Below are 17,745 nucleotides of genomic sequence, written 5' to 3' on the forward strand. Positions count from 1 at the left end.
CGGTGCTCAGTGGGTGAGCAGGTGTGAAAGGAAGCCGATCGACGGGTCCTCGGGGGTACCGACGATCAGGGCCCGGTCGAGCAGGCCGTTGTTGTGTTCGCAGCTGGTCTCCGGGAGCATCACGCAGGCGTGACAGGCGGCCAGGTTGGTGCCGCCCGCACCGGAGATCTCGGTCTCGACGCAGAGCGGGTCGGCGGAACACCATTCGGCGCGGTGGACGGCCGAGCGCACGGCCCGGGCGAGTCGCTCGATCTCCCCCTGGGCGACCAGTCCGCCGAGGCTCCCGGCCGAGTCGCTGGTGGCCGTGTAGATCAGGACGCCCGCCATCTCGTCGCCGGAGTAGATCCGCTCACGGAGGGAGGCAGCCGGGTACCCCGAGTCCAGGCTCCACTCGTTGATCATCACGTGCGCGAAGGTGTGCAGCAGGGCCATGCGGGGATCGGCGGGCGAGACCGGGGCCCGGGTCGGGTCGGAGGCCCGCTCGGTGAGGACCTGCTGATGGCGGTGCCGCATCCGGGCCACGCGGGCCGCGACGGCCGGGAGTTCGGCCCAGGCGTCGACCTTCTCCTCGTCGAAGCGGAGGAACACGCCCTCGCCGTGCACCTCCATGGCGGGAAGCCAGTCGGTGGGAGAGAGGGACAGCGGCGCCTCGTGGCCCTCGGAGGAGGTCTCGGGGTCGATGACCCGGGTGAAGGCCTTGAGCGCGCGGACCTCGCGGAGCTTCTTCACCAGCATCGGGGCGACGAGGCCCAGGCCGGTCAGGGGCTTCTCGTCGCCGACCGGCGGCTCGCAGACGAACTGCTCGGTATGGTGGCCGAACTCCTCGGGGTTGCCGGCGCACAGGCGTTGGTACTCGAGGCCGCGCAGGGCCCGGTAGCGCTGCTCCTGGTCGCGGTCGGGAGCGTCTTCGCCGGAGGGGTCCTCGGCCTCCATGGCAGCGACCAGGTCCAAGGCTTCCTGGGCGGTCACCGGAGAGGGCACCCCGTCGAAGATGTGCTTCAGGTGGATCTCCATCTCCACGAGGCTGGTGCAGCCGCGGAGCTTGTCCCAATGCTTGTCCAGGGCGTTCACCCTGGTGTCGCTCCACGGCGGGATGGACAGGGCCGAGCGGAGCACCGGCTGCCAGACGGAGGACGAACCGCGCTGGAGGGTGCGGGGTGTCAGGAGGCAGGAGTCCTTGGGTGCGTCCTTCAGCCACGGCCGTTCGCCCTTGCAGCCGATGTTCAGCTCCTTGAGGGCGCCGGCCCGGAAGGATCCCTCCATGGACACCTCGGGCACTCCGCAGGAACAGGAGAGCACCACCGAGCGAAGCGACGAGGTTCGGCCCGACGACCGGAGGCTCATCCGGCCGTCACAGGTGACGACCGTGCCTTCCCCGCGCAGCCGTCGGTGCAGCCAAGCCCGGTACGGGAAGTCGGAGATGTGCCCGTCCTCGCAGGCGACCACGAAGCGGGAGGGGACCAGTGGCTCGGCGCACTCGCCGCACTCGTTGCGTCCGGGAGGCGGGTTGAACTTGCCCACGTGGTCCAGGGCGTGACACTCGGGGCAATGGTGCCAGAGCGGGAAGCGGCGGACCCGGATGCCGTCCCGACTGTCGTCGGCGGAGGCGGGTGGAAGCCGGAAGTGTCGCACGTCCAACACCCGGGCGAGGCGGGGTTCGCGGATCACCGGTGCCTCGTCGTGGGGCCAGTGCTCCGCGGCACCGTCGATGCCCGCGACGATGAAGGACTCCTGGTCGACGGCGATGAGCGACCCCACGCCGTAGGTGGTGATGGCCTGGGCCCGGCGGACCGCACCGCGGCGGGGCAGGTTGCGGGCCGGTGCGGTGGAGCCGTCGGTGCCGCGCCGGCGGCGGGACGGGGGCGGGGTCATCGGGATGCCTCCATGAACAGGGCGGACTCGGCGTCGACGTCGCGCAGGGACCACAGGGTCTCCCATGCCTCGACGTCCTCCAGGGCGTCGTTGTAGGGCTTGAGCAGCGAGGGGACGGAGCGCCCGCGCTTCGGTTCGTAGTACAGACCGCCGTGTGCCTCGGCCTCGTCGTACCACCAGTCCACGAACTCGTCGAAGGCCGCGGCGACGTGGGCGACCTCCTTGGCTGCGGTATCCGCCGGGGAGACCCTCGCGACCCGTTCGAGGATCAGCGGGCGGATCGTCTCCCGCAGCTCGTCCCGGAAGAGGTGGATCCTCCCCGCGTCCTCGTCCCTGCGGGCGACGGGGATCGCGATGCGGGCCAGGGCGACGATCACCGCGTGCAGTCCGCGGGCGCGTGCGCGGGCAGAGAAGGGCGTCACCGAGGTGGACTCGACCTCGCGGTAGAGCGCGGAGTGGAAGTGCTGGAAGTTCTCGTAGTGCGAACGGTCCCGTGAGCGGCCGGCGTTGAGCATCACCGCGACCAGACCGGGGTGGGCGCGGCCCACCCGGCTGGTGGCCTGGATGTATTCGGCGGTGGTCTGAGGCTGGCCCATGACGGCCATCAGGCCGAGCCGGTCCACGTCCACGCCGACGGCGATCATGTTCGTGGCGAGGAGGACGTCCACCACGTCCGCCGCGTCGTCCGCCAGCCGGCGCTCGATCTGCTTGAGACGGGCCGGGATCTCGCTGGCGTCGACCCGGCTGGTCAGCTCGGAGTGGTTGCCGACGGATCGCGGTGCGCACCCGTCGCGGTCGGCGAGGTGGTCCAGGTAGGCCACGACGTCGTCGTGCACCTGGAGTTCGGCAGCGGACAGCAGACGCAGGCTGTTGAAGTAGCCGACCAGCGTCCAGTACGCGTCCCGCACCTCGTCCGTGGTGTCGGCACGCATTGCCTGGTGGAGCAGGGTGGCGTAGGTGCGGATCAGCAGGGTGGACTGGCTGGTGCCCGGGGCGAGCAACCCCACGTAGCGGCGGGACGCCTTCTCGCTCGCCGGCGTCTCCACGGCGAACCAGGAGTCGCGGGCGTCCAGACCGGCGGGCGGGAACTGCCGGACCTCGCGGGAGAACAGTGCCCTGCCCTGGTCGGCGGCCCGGCGGATGGTCGCGGTCGAGGCGATGACCTTGGGGCGGTCGGCGAGGACGTCGACGGCCGTCTCGTACAGGCCGGTCAGGGTGCCCAGCGGGCCGGAGATCAGGTGCAGTTCGTCCTGCACGATCAACTCCGGTGGAGGGGTGGCGTCCTGACGGTCCCGGTTGAAGAGGGCGGCGGTCTGCGCGCGCCAGGGCATCGAGGCGAACTTGTCGACGGTCGCGATCACCAGGGTGGGCCGGGCCGCGTACACCGCCTGGTCGACCAGGTGTACGGGCAGTCCGTCGGAGAAGTCGCAGTTCGCACCGGGGCAACGCACGTCCATCCGTTGGGCTTCGTCGTCCACCGAGTAGTGGTGGGCGTCGAGGGCGGTGCCGCACCACGGACAGGCGTGCAGTTGGACGGGGTTCTCCTTCTGGAGCACCCGGCCGGAGCGGGCGGTACCGAGCTGCCGGGCGGCGACGTCCAGGGTGTTCGGGGTGGCGGAACGCCCCACCCACATGCCGATGGAGATCTCCTCGTGGCCCAGCTCGCCGGGGTTCTCCCGACGCATCCGTTCCATTGCACAGATCAGGATGGCCGCGCGTTCGAACTGCTGCAGCGTCAGGAGGCGCAGGGTGTAGCGCATGAGGACGGTGACACCGCCACCCGCCGTGTCCAGGCGCATCCGGCGCAGGAAGGTGGTCAGCGCGATCAGGCCCAGGTACGCCTCGGTCTTGCCACCACCGGTGGGGAACCAGAGCAGGTCGGACACACCACGGTCGGGGTGCTTCGGATCGTCCACCCCGGCCAGGCAGAGCAGTACAAAGGCGATCTGGAAGGGTCGCCAGCGCGCCGAGGCCGGGTCCGGCTCGCCCGCTCGGCCGTTCTTGACCCAGGCGGCCCTGGCACGCTGGGTCGCCATCGCCCGGTTGGCCAGGCGGAACGCCCGCATCAGGTCGGGCTTGTCGTGCAGCAGGGCGATGCCCTCGCGGATCCGAGCCAGCGCCTCCTCGCACGCGTGGACCTGGTCGTCGGCGGCCTGCTCGTACGGGGTGCCGGCGAGGGCGGCGGCTTCGTCCCGCTTCCGGTCGATCCACCGTTCGTAGCCCAGGGCGAGCCCTTCCAGAGCGGAGGTCACCTCGGCGTCGTCGGCTTCGGCGAGTCCGAGCATGGTGAGGGCGCTCGCGTCGATCGTCGGGTTGGAGTCGGTGAGCAGCACTTCGTGGGTGGGCACGAACTCGGTGCGGACCTCGGCCACGCCCGCTCGCACCACGTCGGTGAGGCCGATCGGAGACGGGGTCCAGTCCCACACGGCCGCGCAGCCGTGGCCCGCGGCGAAGGTGGGGGCGTGGCGGTGCAGCAGTCGGCTGGTCTCCAGCTCGGAATCGACGGCGGACAGCGCGCCCGGGCGCTCCACGAAGGCGCTCGATCCGTTGCCGGCCCGGACCGTCAGCCCGGTCTGGAAGAGGGCGAAGGCGTCCTGCAGTTCGCGCTCGCCGACCTTCTGGATGTTCACCAGGGTGACCGTGACGGTGACCGTACCGGTCTCCGGCGAGGGCCGGCGGACGTTGACTTCCAGCCGGGCCGTGCCGTCGAGCAGGTCGCGGGAGGCACCGCGGCCCGGGTACGTCACGTCGACCGTGGTATCCGGCAGGTCCAGCTCGACCCGGCGCCAGTGCTCCCGCTGGTCGGCGGTGGTGCGGGCCTCGCTCCGGCGGGCCGAGACCTTGCGCCCTGCGGAGTCCTCCGGCTCGTATGCGGCGGCGCGGGCCGAGACCACGATCTCCCGGCATGCGTCGAGGTCGACCGCGAAGGTCAGGCCGACGGAGGACGGACGGCGGTCGCCGGCGTTGGGGCGTTCGGCGGCCGCCCCGGATTCGTCGGGGCTGTCCGCCCTGCTCACGGGTTCCTCGTCGAGGCCGTCCTGCTCGGCGGCGTCCTCCAGGAGGCGACGGCCGGCCGCGGAGTCCGCAGGGCGGGGGAAGAGCACGCCGATCGGATAGCGGGTGATCGGAGCGTCCTGGTCGAGGACCTCGGCGCGGTCCTCGACGGAGGCGTCGGTGTCGGGGCCGAGCAGCTCTCGGCGGAGCCGGGCCACCAGGTCCTCGCGGACCTCGTAGTGCCCGGCGTGCCGTCCTGCGTGGATGGTCATTCCTGCTCCTCCTCGGTTCCGGCGGCGTGCCGGAACCGTCCGATTCCACTGATGCGGGGGGCGATCCACACCCCTTGGTTGCCCAGGCCCGCGTTGGTTCCGGCCGCCCGGCTGCCCGCGACCGATTCCAGGCAGTCGATCCGCAGTCCGGAGACCTCCACGGGCCAGCAGATTTCCCAGTTCGTGCCGACCTTCAGGACGGAGTGCAAATGGCTCCTGAAGGCTTCGGAGGCGTCGCCGATCTCCCGATCTCCGTGCAGCAAGGCGTACCGGGGGCTCTGCTCGGGGCCGGTGGGGAGGTCGTCGCGCAACCGGAAGGTCACCGCGTCGCCCGGACGCACCCGCTCCAGCAGGTAGGCCTGGGCCGCGGGGGCATCGACCGGGGCGTCGGCAGGTTCCAGCGTGTCCACGTCGCCGGCCCGCACCTCGACCCCGTCGCGGCGCCACCAGTGGCTCGGGTTCGGGACTCCCCGGTACCACCGTCCGGTCGGCTTGTGCCGGAGTACCGTCGCCGTGTCGGGCGCGGCGAGCCGGTACAGGTCCTCCCGAGCACGGGTCATCGCCACGTAGAGCGCGCGCGCCTCGGCCGGGACGTCGAGCTCGGGGGTCCGGCGCCGTAGTTCGGTCATGGCCGGCGGGTTGAGCAGGACCACCCGGTCGAACTCCAGGCCCTTGGAGCGGTGCACCGTGGACACCACCAGGCGCGCCGGTTCCGGATCCGCCAGCTCGTCCGGGAACCGGCGCTCCACCACCAGACGGCGCAGCCGCGCCACGTCGAGCGTGCCGCGACCGGCGCCGCGTGCCGCCACCCGCAGGGAGCGCCACACGCGGTCGACGTCGGTGCCTTCGGGCAACGGGATCGCCGTGAGCAGTGCGCGCAGCTGCTGCTCGTCGAGAGTGACGGCCCGGGTGCGACGGAGCACTTCGGCGACCCAGTGCGGCACCGGTCGGTCCTGGAGCGAACGTCGCAGGGCGTGCGGGACCGCTTGGGTGTGCAGGAGTTCCGAGAGCACCAGCGCCTGTCGGTTGTCCCGGCACAGGATCGCGCAGGTGCCCGGGAACGACCGGAGCGAGTCCAAGGTGAAGGAGTTGGTGAGCGGACCCAGGTCGGGGAGGTCGAGGAGGAGTTCGCGCAGCTCCCCGTGGAGGCGCTCGGCGGACGCGTCCGCGCCCTCGGCGGCACTGCCGATGCCCTGGACGGCGGGGCCGAGCGGGAGCGCGGTGCGGGCCTCGGGAGTGACCGACCGGAAGTTCCGGGTCAGACGGAGCTCGACCAGGTCGTCCGCGTAGGAGACCCGCACCCAGCGCAGGAAGAGGTCGGCACGATCGGCGTACTCCTCCGGGTCCTCGATCTGGAAGTCGTAGATCGCCTGGGCGGGGTCGCCGACCAGGGTGAACCCTGAGGAATCCTGGAGCCGGTCGAGCAGCGACTCCACCATTTCCCGGCGAGTACCCACCAGGTCCTGCACCTCGTCGACGACGACGTGCGCGGGAGGGCCGGCCTCCAGGGCTTCGAGCGCACCCTTCTCGATCGCCTCGGTGGCGGCCCGGATGCGTTCGGCGAAGGAGAGCGCCGACCACTCCCCGTCCGGGTACGCCTGCAGCAGCAGGGAGTACGCCCAGGAATCGAAGGTCTGGACCCGTACCCGTCGAGCGTGTTCTCCGTGCCGGGCGATCCGGTCCCGCAGCTCGCGGACCGCGGCGCGGGAGAAGCTGAGGACCAGCAGCTCGGAGGCCTCCAGCGCCTCGTCCGGGTCGGTGCGGCCGATGAGCGCGTCCATGCGACGCACCAGCGTGTGGGTCTTGCCCGTGCCCGCGCCGGCGGTGACCAGGAGCCGGGCGTCCCACGGCTGGTCGACGACGGCCTGCTGTTCGGCGGTGAGGGCGGGGCCGTCCGCAGGGGAGAGGGTCATCGGGCGCTCCACAGGTGCTCGAACCGGGTGAACGCGAGGGCGCTGTCGAAGTTCCGGATGTTGTCGCGGACGTTGAGGATGAGGCAGGTGTCCTTGCCGCCGTTGCGGGGCCCGCGCAGACCGCGTCCGATCATCTGCTGGTACACGTTCGGGCTGTAGACGGGGCGGGCGACGACCACCGCGCGGGTGGCCGGCGCGTCGAACCCCTGGGTGAGGACGCCGTAGTTGGTGAGCACCCGCACCCGGCCGTCTCGGAACTCCCGGATCCGGGCCCGGCGGTCGGCGTCGGAGGTGGTCGCGTCCACCGAGGTCGCGGAGATCTTCTGGTCCATCAGCATGGCCGCCAGGAGCTTGGCGTGCTCCACGGAGGTGGCGAACACCAGGACGGGCCAGTTCTCGTCCATCGCCGCGACCTCCTCGACGATGCGGCGGCTGCGGTCGTGGTCCTCCGCCAGTCGCTGTTCGGCGGCCTTGGACAGCAGGCTGAACTGCTCGGCGCTCTCACGCTCCTGGCGGGACAGTTCGATGATGCCGCCGGTCAACTCCCGGTGCTCGACGCGTGCCAGCACGCCGATCTCCTGGAGGTGACCGTAGGCATCGTCGGAGGGGAAGACTCCCTCGTCCAGCCGGCGCGCGCCGAACCTGTTGACCAACCGGCGGGTCTCCTCCTCGTTGTGGCCCCGGAACGGTGTGGCGGTGAGACCGAGCAGGTGCCGATCGGTCCGGTGCTGGGTCAGACCGAGCAGGCTCAGGATCTCGGTGTAGCTCGGGCTGGTCGCCACGTGAGCCTCGTCCACCACCACCAGGGCGGCCTCGCGCAACCAGGCGTAGCGGTCGGTCTCGAGGCACACCCGCAGTTTGGCGTCGGTGGCCACCACGAGCTGCGGACCGTCCGTGATCGGGGCGGCCTCGTTCGAGGTCCACAGCCGGTTGATCGTCAGCCGATCCTGCGCGCCGGCCTTGCTCCAGACGAACTGCCAGCTCTGCACGGCCTGCTCGCACAGTTCCTCGGTCTGGGCGATCCACAGGATCGGGCCCTTGAGCGTGCCCGTCTGCTTGACCCAGCGGATGACGGCCTCGGCGGTGACGCGGGTCTTTCCGGCGCCGGTGGGCAGCGAGAGCATGGCCCGCTGCGGGGCGAGTCGGTCCAGCATCTCGAAGATGTTGAGCGCGAGCCGTTCCTGGTAGTCGTGCAGGCGTGGGAAGTCCCGGGGGCCCTCCACGGTCAGGCTCTGTTCCAGGACGGGGGCTCGGTGGCCTGCGAACGGCGCGGGCAGACCGAGTTCGGCGACGAAGGAGACCGCCGCCGGTCCTCCGCTGTAGGAGGACGGGGCGCTGGGGAAGCGCTCCTGGATGTCGCGCGTGTGGGTCTTCAACACGGTGTCGCCGTGCGCGTTGAACGCCATCTGTGCGATCCGCCGACCGGTGGGCTCCTGCCCGTCCGGGTCCTGGCGTTCGGCATCCATGAGGCCGGCGGGGAGCCGGTCTCGCAGGGCCTCCGCGCCGATCAGCAGTTCCAGCTTGGTCGTCACGTCCGCGGCCTCGCGGATCGCCTTGAGCGCGGACCGCACCTTCTCGTCCTGCTCCTGACGGTCTTGGGCCTCCAGGAGGGACCGGCAGCCGGCCTCTCCCATCCGCAGACCCAATTCACGGTCCACCGCCCGGAGCGTGCCCAGCCGGTCCAGGGAGTCCAGGACCTTGATCACGTTGTTCTGGCGGGCGCTCTCCAGGGATTTCGCCCGTGCGCCGTGCGGAGTGCGGACGACCTCCTCCAGCGTGGAGCAGCGCAGCAGGGAGTACGTGCCGACGGAAGTGCCCATCTTCTGTCGCAGCGTCGGGAACTCCTCGACCAGCGGAATCGGTTCCACGCTCGACTCGTGCCGGGTCTCCCGACTCACGACGTCGTCGTGGCGCAGCATGCCCCAGTGCTCGACCATGAGGTCGGCGGACTCCTGGTTCGGCATCAGCAGCGCAGGCACCCGTTCGGTCTGCAAGGAGCGGTACTCCTCCGGGTTCGCGGCCACGGCGATCTCGCTGTCCGCCCGGGTGTCCCAGGCGTCGCCGACCCGGCACCGGGTCAGCGAGTCCTCGGGGAAGGGGATCTCCAGCCGGGTCAGCAGGGCGTAGGTGGATCCGACGAACGTGTCGTCCTCACTCTCCTGAAGCTTCTCCAGGAGCTGCTCCCACTGCTTCGGACGGACCTTCTCGACGCTGTCGGCGAGCCCCAGCTTCCGGGCCTTCTCCCCGCTGATCGACGCGACCGGAAGCACGTCGCGATAGGCGCCGAGCTGTGGCCCCACGGCCTCCTTGAGAGGCTTGAGGCCCTGCGAGGTCTCGACGAGTCCGTGTCGGGAGAGCATCCAACGGATGGGGGACGACACCGATCGGCGGGAGTCGACCTGAGCCCCGATCTGCCGGGTCCAGTGCTCGACCAGCGCGTCCTCGGGCAGCTCCCGGAGGAAGGCCGCGCGTGCGGGCTCCGAGAGACGGGGCAGCAGGTGGAGCGGCCCGCCGACGGGCGAGCCCTCGATCCTGATCCTGGCCAGGGTCGGTCGACTCGCCCGGTCGTCCAGCGTGCGGCAGTACGCCGCGTGCACGGCCGTCCGGTACTCCTCGAACCAGGGCTCCTCCTCGGGCCTGTGCTTGCCGGTCGGGCGGTCCCGCAGGCCCAACTCGCGGAAGAATCCCGCGTCGTCGGAGTGGAAGCGCATGTCCACCGCGATCGCGGGGTCGCTCTCCGCGGCGACGACGACACCGGGGAGCATGCACTCGCGCATGGCGTGGAAATGGCCGTCAGCCGTTCGCACCATCAGCGTCTCCAGCGGCGACTCCACCCGCTTGGTCACCTCGTGGCCCACGACGGAGGCGCCCGCACGGTGGAAGAGCTCCCAGAACCGGTTCCACTCCTGCGGGCCGTACGAGCCGAAGCCCTGGTCGAGGACGCTCACGAAACGCCCCCGGACGTCGGCCTCCTGGATGCCGAGAACGGTGAGGGCGGAGTGCAGCGACAGGTCGTCGGACAGAGCGCGATCCACGTAGACCAGCGACTCCCGCAGGCCGTCCTCCTCGGTCCGGCGGTACACCTCGCGTCCCCGCGGGGCGACCAGGCCGTTCTCCTCGGTGAGTACGATCCTGGCCGTGCGGGCCTCGGCGGCGCAGCCGGCGTTCGAAGCGATCATGTCGGCGACGATCCGGATCGCGGCCGCCGAAGCCTCCGCGGTGCCGTCGGAGACCAGCGCCTCCAGCCACTCGACGATCGAGGCCCGCTGCCGACGGGCCGCGGCGAGGATGTGCTGGACCTTGCCCGTCCGCAGGTCGGTGGCCTCGGCCGAGGGGTGCACCCAGTTGCGCGGGCGCCCCGGGTACGCGTGCCAGGCCCGCAGCCAGCGGTTGACCGCAGTGCTGTCCTTCCCCAGATCCGGGTGGATGTTCAGGCCGGCCGGAACGCGCAGGACACCGTCCTGGTCGGGCAGCGACGGGCGCACCGCGGTGGTGGCCCAGATCTGCTCGGTGAGCAGCCGGTCGGCCCAACTGATCGTCTCCACGCCCTTGGAACGGCCCGGCAACAGCGGGAGGTACGCCCCGGGGTCCTCCGCCGGCGCGAGTTCGGGCAGGGAATCGACCACCAGACCGGCGGCGGTCCGGATCATCTCGACGTTGAACGGCGAGGAGTCCAGCAGGTTCTGCCTGTCCTCGTTGGTCTTCCACGCCCCGTTCAGGATGCCGCTGAGAGTCATCTCGTACTTGGTCGGGAAGAACGACCAGAACCGGCCGCGCCCCCGCGCGTCGGCGGCGCCGAGCAGTCCGGTCCGCTCGTCCGGGCTGTACGCCGGGACCGCCCAGGCCAGGTCGACGGTCAGTCGGTCGTGCAGCTCGCCGGCGTCGCGCCGGGCGACCTCGGTGGGCTCGTGGGTGCGGGTGAAGACCCGCCACTGCGACGTTGCCGGCGGCTTGCCGACCCGCTCCTCGTGGATCGTGTGCAGGCTGCCGGCCCGCTCGGAGCGCAGCGCCCGGCGTGCGATCGGACGGGGCCGGCGGTCCTCCAGGCCGACCTGCCCCACGTGCGGGGAGAAGAGGTGGAAGCCGGAGGGGAACTCCTCGCGGGTGTCGTGACCGGCCACGCCCTGGTGCCCGTGCATGTCCTTGCCCAGCCGGGCGGCGGCGCCGGGGAGCAGCGGCAGGCGGACCACCGTGGTGGCCCACTCCAGCAGTTCGTCCAGTACCTGGTCGCGGAGGCGCTCGGCGACCATGTCCAGCTCGCGGGCCATGCGCAGTACGGGCGCCTCGAAGTCCTCGCCGAGCCGCTCGCGCACACCGGGAACGTTGCGGATCAACTCGTAGGACCAGGCCCGGTCGAAGCCGAAGCTCCCTTCGAGGCAGAAGAATTCGGGTGCGTCCGTCACCACCAGGACGGACTTCACCCCCACGCCGAACCTGCCGATCTGCCCGCCGCGCTTGCGGGACATGCTCATGCGCAGGATGGTCTCCGCGCCCTCGGGGGTCACCGGGTTGCCCTGGTTGGCGCAGTACAGATGGGTTTCGGTGAGGACGACGTGGATCCGGCCGCCGGGCTCGTCACGCAGCTCGTCGGCCGCGTTCTGGACGAGCTCGAAGAGCTGGCGGTCGCCGTACCCGCCCTGGGTGATGCGGCGTTCGCCGTTGGCGTGTTCGGGGATCAGGCCCGCGTCGATGCCGTACGTCTCCAGGACGCGGAGGGACTGTTCGACGACGGTGCGGATCACGGGGGACTGCAGGTCGGCCACGGATGGTTCCACTTCGGGTGCGGAGGGAGAGGTCGGGCGGCGCTGTACGTCGGACGTTCCGTCAACGGTCCTGGTGCACGGTGAACATGGCGGTGCGGCAGATGAACTGAATGGCATGCGGGGAATTCTGCGGGGACACCGGGGTTACCTGCGCTTTCGCTTTCGTGGACCATGCGACGAAGTGGTGCGAGGTGGGGCAGGAGGGAAAGCGGACCGCGCGAGAATCCACGGAATCCAGGAAGCGATTCCGGAGGCGGCCGTAATGAATTCCCCCCAGGAAAACAACGAAGCCGGGCCCATTCGAGGGCCACTTTCCATGACGTTCGCCGTGGAAGTGGCGACAAGTCTGCCACGGGCTCCGTCGGCGCGCAAGAGGCCTGATGGGGGGCCTGTGGACCCAGGTTCGCCGGGCCTATTCGAGGCTTTTTTGGGGGAATTCGGGCAAATGGGATCGGGTCCCGGGCTGGAGTTTTCGATTGCGTTCGGGGTTTGTTTGCGCCGGACATGGCACCCGTCAAAGGCTGATTGACAATGGGGTGTCGCTGTCAACAGTGGTGCGGTAGCGTGGCTCCCACCTCGTGAAACAAGCCATGCGGAAGCAGGTGGGACGTGAAGGCGGCTGAGGACTTCGGCCCCTGGCTGGCGCGCCAGCTCAAGAACGCAGGGAAGAGCCAGACGGAGCTCGCGGAGGACTTGGGCGTGACCCGGGCAGCGGTCTCGGCCTGGATCGTGGGCCGTTCCGTGCCCCGCGACGACACCATCCGGCTGATCGCCGAGGTGCTCAACACCGACCTGGAGACCATCCACACTCGCAGTGCCGACGCTCAACTGGGGCTTCCCGTCTCCTGGTACCACCGGCCGGCGCACGCCGACGGCGGCCGCGAGTACGGCAACGCCGCCGCGTTCGCGTTCGAGGCCGACGTCGAGGTCCTCGCCCGCGAGGCCACGCAGAACAGTCTCGACGCGCGCCTTGACCCGGCGGAGCCGGTTCGGGTGCGCTACACGCTGCACCACCTCTCCGGCGAGGCCGTTGCCCGGTTCCGTGAGGCCATCGATTGGGAGAACCTCCTTCCGCACTACGACGCGCTGACCGTCGACAACGGCAAGCAGGGCAAGGTCGCGCGCACGATCGCCGGTGGACTGCGTGACATGTACCAGAGCCACCGCCTGGTGCTGCTCCGGATCGACGACTACAACGCCACCGGCCTGACCGGTGGCGACTACGACGACGGGATCTTCGCTGCCGTCGTCCGGCGTCAACTCGACAGCCAGAAGCGGGACCTCGGGGCGGGCGGTTCCTACGGCCTGGGCAAGGCCACCCTGTGGGCGACCAGCCGGCTCGGCCTCGTGCTGATGAACTCCACGCTCTCGGAACCTCACGAGGGTCGAACCGAACGTCGGCTGATCGGCCGGCTCGATCTGCCCTGGCGTGAGGTCGACGGCCGGGAGTTCGCGGGGCCGGCCTGGTTCGGGCGCCCCGACTCGACCACCAAGTCCGCGGACGTGGCCCGCTCCTGGTGGGCGGACGAGGATACCGTCGAGAAGCTCTACCTCACCCGCGAGAGCGCGGCGCCCGGCACCTCCTTCCTCATCGTCGGTGCTCACGACGTCGCCAGCCGAGTGCCCGCCAAGGGCACCGAAGACGAGGTGGAAGCCGAGGAGAACGAGCACGACGCCGTCCTCCGCATGCACGCCCGGCTCGTCGACGCGCTCGGCCGCAACTTCTGGGCCGCCATGACCGGCGGTGGCGACCACAAGCCGCACCTGGAAGCGTCCGTCCGTACCTACATCGACGGCTCCCTCGTGCGTGACGAGGACGTGGATCCGGTCGTCACCCAGCCCTCCCGTACCCGTGCCCTGCGTGCCTTCCTGGAGGGGACCACCGTCGACCGCCTCACGGGCCCCGGGCAGGTCGCCCGAACCGCCGTCACGCTCAACGTGCCTCTGCACGGAGGCCAGGTGCGCGGTGGAGTGACGCACGAGGCGGTGGTCCTGGTCACCGCCGCCGAAGACGCCGATGGCGGTTCCAACCGGCTGGTCTCCATGCGGGGCAACCGCATGACCGTCAAGGACAGTCCGGTCACCAACCTCCCGATCGGCACCGACCCCTTCCAGGCCATCCTCCTCACCGGTCGTGCGGCGGGCCCGGACGCCCCCGGCGCCGAGGCGGCCGAGGAGTTCCTCCGTGCTTCCGAACCGCCCGAGCACGACAAGTGGGGGCAGACGGAGGAACTGCGCCTCGCCTACTCGCCCTCCGCCTACCGGCGCATCGCCGCCCTGACCACGGCGGCGAACACCGCGGTGCGCGACCTGGTCGCCGTGCCGCGGGCGAAGCGCCGAAACGGGGGAGAGGCCAAGATCGCCGGCCGGCTCAAGGTGGGCGGCGGCGCGAAGAAGCCGCGCCCTGCAGCGGCCGCGGTCCTGCCCGAACTGGACAACGTGGACGCGTTGATCGACGAGACGGGAGCCTGGTCGGTCACCGTGGACCTCAGGGTCCCGTCCGGCGCGGACACGGACCGTCCGGTCACACCGGTCGCAAAGTTCGACGTGCGTTCCGGCCCTCGTCCGGCCGCGCCCTGGAGGGACCTCGTCGCCATCAGCGGGTGCGAGGTCGTCGACGGGGCCCTGCAGCTGTCGCCGGGCAGCCGCAAGGCTGTCTTCCGCGGTGTCACCGACGTGTCGCGCCACCCGGTCCGGGCCCAACTCACCGGGCTGGTCGTCGAACTCCGCATCGGAAAGGGGGAGCAGGCGTGAAGGTCTACCCTTACCGGCGGCTGACCGGCAACGTGTCCTGGCGCGTCGAGAGCGCCCAGACCAAGGCCGAGGGCGAGCCGTGGGAGGACGTGGAGAGCAAGTACCTCTCCACCGTCGAGCGCGTCGTCGCACTCGGGCCGGACGAGGACCGCCCCGACTGGACGCAGGCCCGGTTGCGGCTCTCCGTAGGCCTCCCGGCCAGGGCGCTCGATCCCTCGGGGCCGTGGCAGGACGTCAAGGTCGTCGCGGTCCTGACCGAGCGGGCCACCAACACCCGGACGAGCGTGGAGTTCTCCCCGGTCTCCGACGACGGCCGGGACCGGACCGCCGAGCTGTACCTCTACCGGCGCGACCTCCTCGACCGGGCATCGCTCGTCGTCCACGTCGTGGCCACCGTCGACGGCGTGCCCGGCCGGGTGATCGCCACCTCCGACGCGGAGTGGTTCGTCGACGTCATCGAGGTCGTGCCGCTGCTCGCCCGTGAACTCGAAGTCAAGATGGTGAACTTCGGCGCAGGGGCGAGTCGACTCCAGCGCTACAAGGATTCTCCCTGGCTGGTCGACACCACCGGCCGGATCCCGGCCGTGCGCGTCAACATCGACTTCGACGGCCTCGGCGACCTGATCGGCGCCGACGGCGGCACGGGCCCGGAGAAGACCGTCCGGGAACTCCTCCTCGCGCAGATGTGCTCCGAGGTCTGGACGGCCGTCTTCCACTCGGCCGTCGGAGACCTCGAGGTGGAGGACGACGGTACCCCGGTGTTCCCGCACGGCTGGCAGGGCGAGGTGCTGCGCGAGATGCTTCCCGACATGTACCCCGACCGCCGGCCCGAGGAGGCGCTTCGGGAGGTTCACGCGGCGCGCATCGGTTCCTCCGCCGCAGGGTGGGGGGAACTCCAGTCCCGGATCCACTTCGCCGCCTCCCGGCGGGCCAACGTCCCCCGGACGCTTTCCACCACCATCCGCGATCTGGAACGCCTCACGCAGGGGGACGCATGACCGACCGGCCCAGCCACTTCCCGGAGCGCCTCGCCCTGCTGCCGAACGCCGAGGTGGGCGACTTCCTCACCGAGGGCCTGCTCACCGGCCGCGAGGACGTGCCGAGCATCGCGCTCAACCAGGTCACCGAACCGCTCCCGCACGCCGACCGGCGCGGCGAGCTGCGGCCCGTCCGCGACCTGGCCGAGGACGCCATGGCCTACTGCCGGAACGGCGGGCTCAAGACCACCCAGGCCGACGCCTGGCTCGCCCCCCGCCTCCACTCGGTGCTCCGCCTCAGTCGCCGCGAGGCGGCCGATCCCGGTTTCTGGAACTACCTCGCGCTCGGGGTCGCCCCGGACTACGTGGTCTGGCGGCACCTCTCGGAGCCCAAGGACGGCAAGGTCGCCAAGGTGGCAGCCGAACGCTTCCGGGGCTCGTACCACAAGCAGGCCTTCGCCCGGCTCTGGTGGGCGGCGGAGCTCTTCCGTGACGGCTCGGACTACGGTCCCGTGGTCACGGCCTGCGGCAACCAGGACATCCTCAACACCGCGCTCCGGATGTCCCTCGTCAACCACCGACCCACCGCCCAGGCGATCGTCCGGCTGGTCGAGAAGGGTTCGGTCGCCACCGGCCGCGAGGCCAACGCCCTGGCCGGCGCCGTCAACGCCGCCGCGGCGACGCTGATGTACGACGTGATCGCCCCCGACCACCCGGAGCGGGACCCCCGTCCGCTGCTCGACTGGATCGACGAGGCCGAGACCGCGCGCCAGGTGTCCAGGAACGTGCTCCCGACCGGTCCCGACGAGGAACGCGCGCCGGAGCTCTCGGTCACCGTCCTGGCGGACTACTTCGCCGATCTCCTGGCGGACGCGCCGGTCCGCGGGCGGGACGAATCGGAGGAGGAAGAAGGAGCGGACTGACCCTCGGGCTCCGGACAGTCGGGTCCGCAACCGTCCGGAGCCTTGCAACCGTCGGTACGCAGCTGCGCGTATTCGGCCGACTTCGGGTCGAGTCGGCCCCAGCTCCCGCGGAGCTTCTCCTCCGGCGGGAGGGGCAGGGAGAGCGCTGCCGCGAGCACGTGCATGCCGAACAGCGGAGGCACGGCGTTGCCCACCTGCTGCGATCGGTCGCCGCCGTCCCAGGGGTAGTCGGGGGGGAACGTCTGGAGGATGCCGGCCTCGGGGATGGTCAGGCGGTCCGGGTCCAGTGCCGGGCCGTCCGGGTGTCGACGGACGGCGTTGCGGGAGACCTTGCCCGTGACGGTGAACGACGGCTGCCGGTACGTGCGGATGCCGCGCTTCTTGGGATCGCCTCCGCTGCCGTAGTTCGACACGATCTCGAAGGGGCCCTTACGGCTCGTCAGGACCCTCTCCATCGAGACCCACGGCTCGAGCAGCACGGTGGTCCCGTCCACCGGCAGCGCGGTCTGCTTCTCCTCCGGGCCGCCCTGCTCCGGCTTGTGCGGATTGAAGGTGTGGTGGGTGGGGGCGGGGAGCGGGGGAGCGGGGTGCTTGTCGAGCCGCGCGATCAGGATCGTCCGGCGGCGGGTCTGGGGGACGCCGTACGCCTCGGTGTGCAGGGTCTTCACCTCGGCCACCTTGTACCGGACCCTCGTGCCGTCCTCCCGGGGCAGGCCCGTCTCCAAGGCCTCCTTGTAGACCTGCCACAGCGCCTTGACCGCGGGAACCTGCTCCAGGACGATCACGTCGAACGGTCGCTTGTCGCGGTTCTCGCAGTCGAGGGCCTTGATCGCGTACCGGAGCGGTTCCAGGACGAGGGCGGTCCTGCCGTCGCCGCCCAGCTTCTTCAGCTCCTCGTCGATCTCCTTCTCGCCGACACCGGCCACCAACTCGTGGATGAGCTTCTCGACCTTGTCCAGCGCCTTGCGCCCGGCGCCGTTGCCGGCGACCGAGTACGTCTGGCAGGGCGGACCGCCGGCCAGGACGTTCAGGCCGGGAGGCAGCTCGTGGAAGCGGTTGCGCCGGACCTCGCTGACGTCCGCGTGCCACGTCTTGAGCCCGGCCGCGTACCGCGTGTCACAGGCGTCCTTGTCCCACTCGATCCCGAGCGACGGCACGTCCAGCATGTGCGCAGCCACGTCCAGACCGCCTGGACCGGCGAAGAGGTCCAGAATGTACGGAACCTCGAGATGGAAGGCGGCGGCGTCCGAGCTGGTCATGTGGCGAGAGTCTAGCCG

Annotated in this window: 8 protein-coding genes; 3 read left to right on the plus strand and 5 right to left on the minus strand. The window is 70.8% G+C overall.

The window, feature by feature from the left end:
* Positions 1 to 6 precede the first annotated feature (6 nt).
* The 4 genes from drmB to ACFVSN_RS09235 are packed head-to-tail and all read right to left on the minus strand — an operon-like array spanning position 7 to position 11,814.
* The gene (gene drmB, locus ACFVSN_RS09220) at positions 7 to 1,872 is read right to left on the minus strand and encodes a DrmB family protein (protein WP_387954252.1); all 1,866 of its coding nucleotides are present in this window, start codon (positions 1,870 to 1,872) and stop codon (positions 7 to 9) included.
* On the minus strand, positions 1,869 to 5,138 hold the full coding sequence (locus tag ACFVSN_RS09225) for a helicase-related protein (RefSeq protein WP_387954254.1): 3,270 nt from the start codon (positions 5,136 to 5,138) through the stop codon (positions 1,869 to 1,871). The genes drmB and ACFVSN_RS09225 overlap by 4 nt, the downstream gene beginning before the upstream one ends.
* Positions 5,135 to 7,051 (minus strand): UvrD-helicase domain-containing protein, encoded by a 1,917-nt coding sequence (locus ACFVSN_RS09230; protein WP_387954256.1) that lies wholly within the window; start codon positions 7,049 to 7,051, stop codon positions 5,135 to 5,137. Before ACFVSN_RS09230 ends, ACFVSN_RS09225 begins: the two co-directional genes overlap by 4 nt.
* Positions 7,048 to 11,814, minus strand: coding sequence for a DEAD/DEAH box helicase (locus tag ACFVSN_RS09235; RefSeq protein ID WP_387954258.1), 4,767 nt, complete (start codon positions 11,812 to 11,814; stop codon positions 7,048 to 7,050). Before ACFVSN_RS09235 ends, ACFVSN_RS09230 begins: the two co-directional genes overlap by 4 nt.
* 609 nt (positions 11,815 to 12,423) lie before the next feature.
* On the opposite strand from ACFVSN_RS09235, the gene ACFVSN_RS09240 reads away from it, so the two are divergent.
* The 3 genes from ACFVSN_RS09240 to ACFVSN_RS09250 are packed head-to-tail and all read left to right on the plus strand — an operon-like array spanning position 12,424 to position 16,468.
* Positions 12,424 to 14,568: a helix-turn-helix domain-containing protein gene (locus tag ACFVSN_RS09240; protein ID WP_380497646.1), complete on the plus strand. Its 2,145-nt coding sequence runs from the start codon at positions 12,424 to 12,426 to the stop codon at positions 14,566 to 14,568.
* Positions 14,565 to 15,566: a hypothetical protein gene (locus ACFVSN_RS09245; protein WP_387954260.1), complete on the plus strand. Its 1,002-nt coding sequence runs from the start codon at positions 14,565 to 14,567 to the stop codon at positions 15,564 to 15,566. The genes ACFVSN_RS09240 and ACFVSN_RS09245 overlap by 4 nt, the downstream gene beginning before the upstream one ends.
* On the plus strand, positions 15,563 to 16,468 hold the full coding sequence (locus tag ACFVSN_RS09250) for a DUF6339 family protein (RefSeq protein WP_380497648.1): 906 nt from the start codon (positions 15,563 to 15,565) through the stop codon (positions 16,466 to 16,468). Before ACFVSN_RS09245 ends, ACFVSN_RS09250 begins: the two co-directional genes overlap by 4 nt.
* On the opposite strand, the gene ACFVSN_RS09255 is transcribed toward ACFVSN_RS09250, so the two are convergent.
* Positions 16,393 to 17,727: a DNA cytosine methyltransferase gene (locus ACFVSN_RS09255; RefSeq protein WP_387595686.1), complete on the minus strand. Its 1,335-nt coding sequence runs from the start codon at positions 17,725 to 17,727 to the stop codon at positions 16,393 to 16,395. The two genes, ACFVSN_RS09250 and ACFVSN_RS09255, sit on opposite strands and share 76 nt — an antisense overlap.
* Between the last annotated feature and the right edge of the window lie 18 nt (positions 17,728 to 17,745).

Origin of the sequence: Kitasatospora sp. NPDC057904, assembly GCF_042887925.1 — a bacterium.
Classification (GTDB): Bacteria; Actinomycetota; Actinomycetes; order Streptomycetales; family Streptomycetaceae; genus Kitasatospora.

Coding starts and splice junctions, on each gene's coding strand:
- drmB (WP_387954252.1), bottom strand. CDS start 1,872: ATGACCCCGCCCCCGTCCCGCCGCCGGCGCGGCACCGACGGCTCCACC.
- ACFVSN_RS09225 (WP_387954254.1), bottom strand. CDS start 5,138: ATGACCATCCACGCAGGACGGCACGCCGGGCACTACGAGGTCCGCGAG.
- ACFVSN_RS09230 (WP_387954256.1), bottom strand. CDS start 7,051: ATGACCCTCTCCCCTGCGGACGGCCCCGCCCTCACCGCCGAACAGCAG.
- ACFVSN_RS09250 (WP_380497648.1), top strand. CDS start 15,563: ATGACCGACCGGCCCAGCCACTTCCCGGAGCGCCTCGCCCTGCTGCCG.
- ACFVSN_RS09255 (WP_387595686.1), bottom strand. CDS start 17,727: ATGACCAGCTCGGACGCCGCCGCCTTCCATCTCGAGGTTCCGTACATT.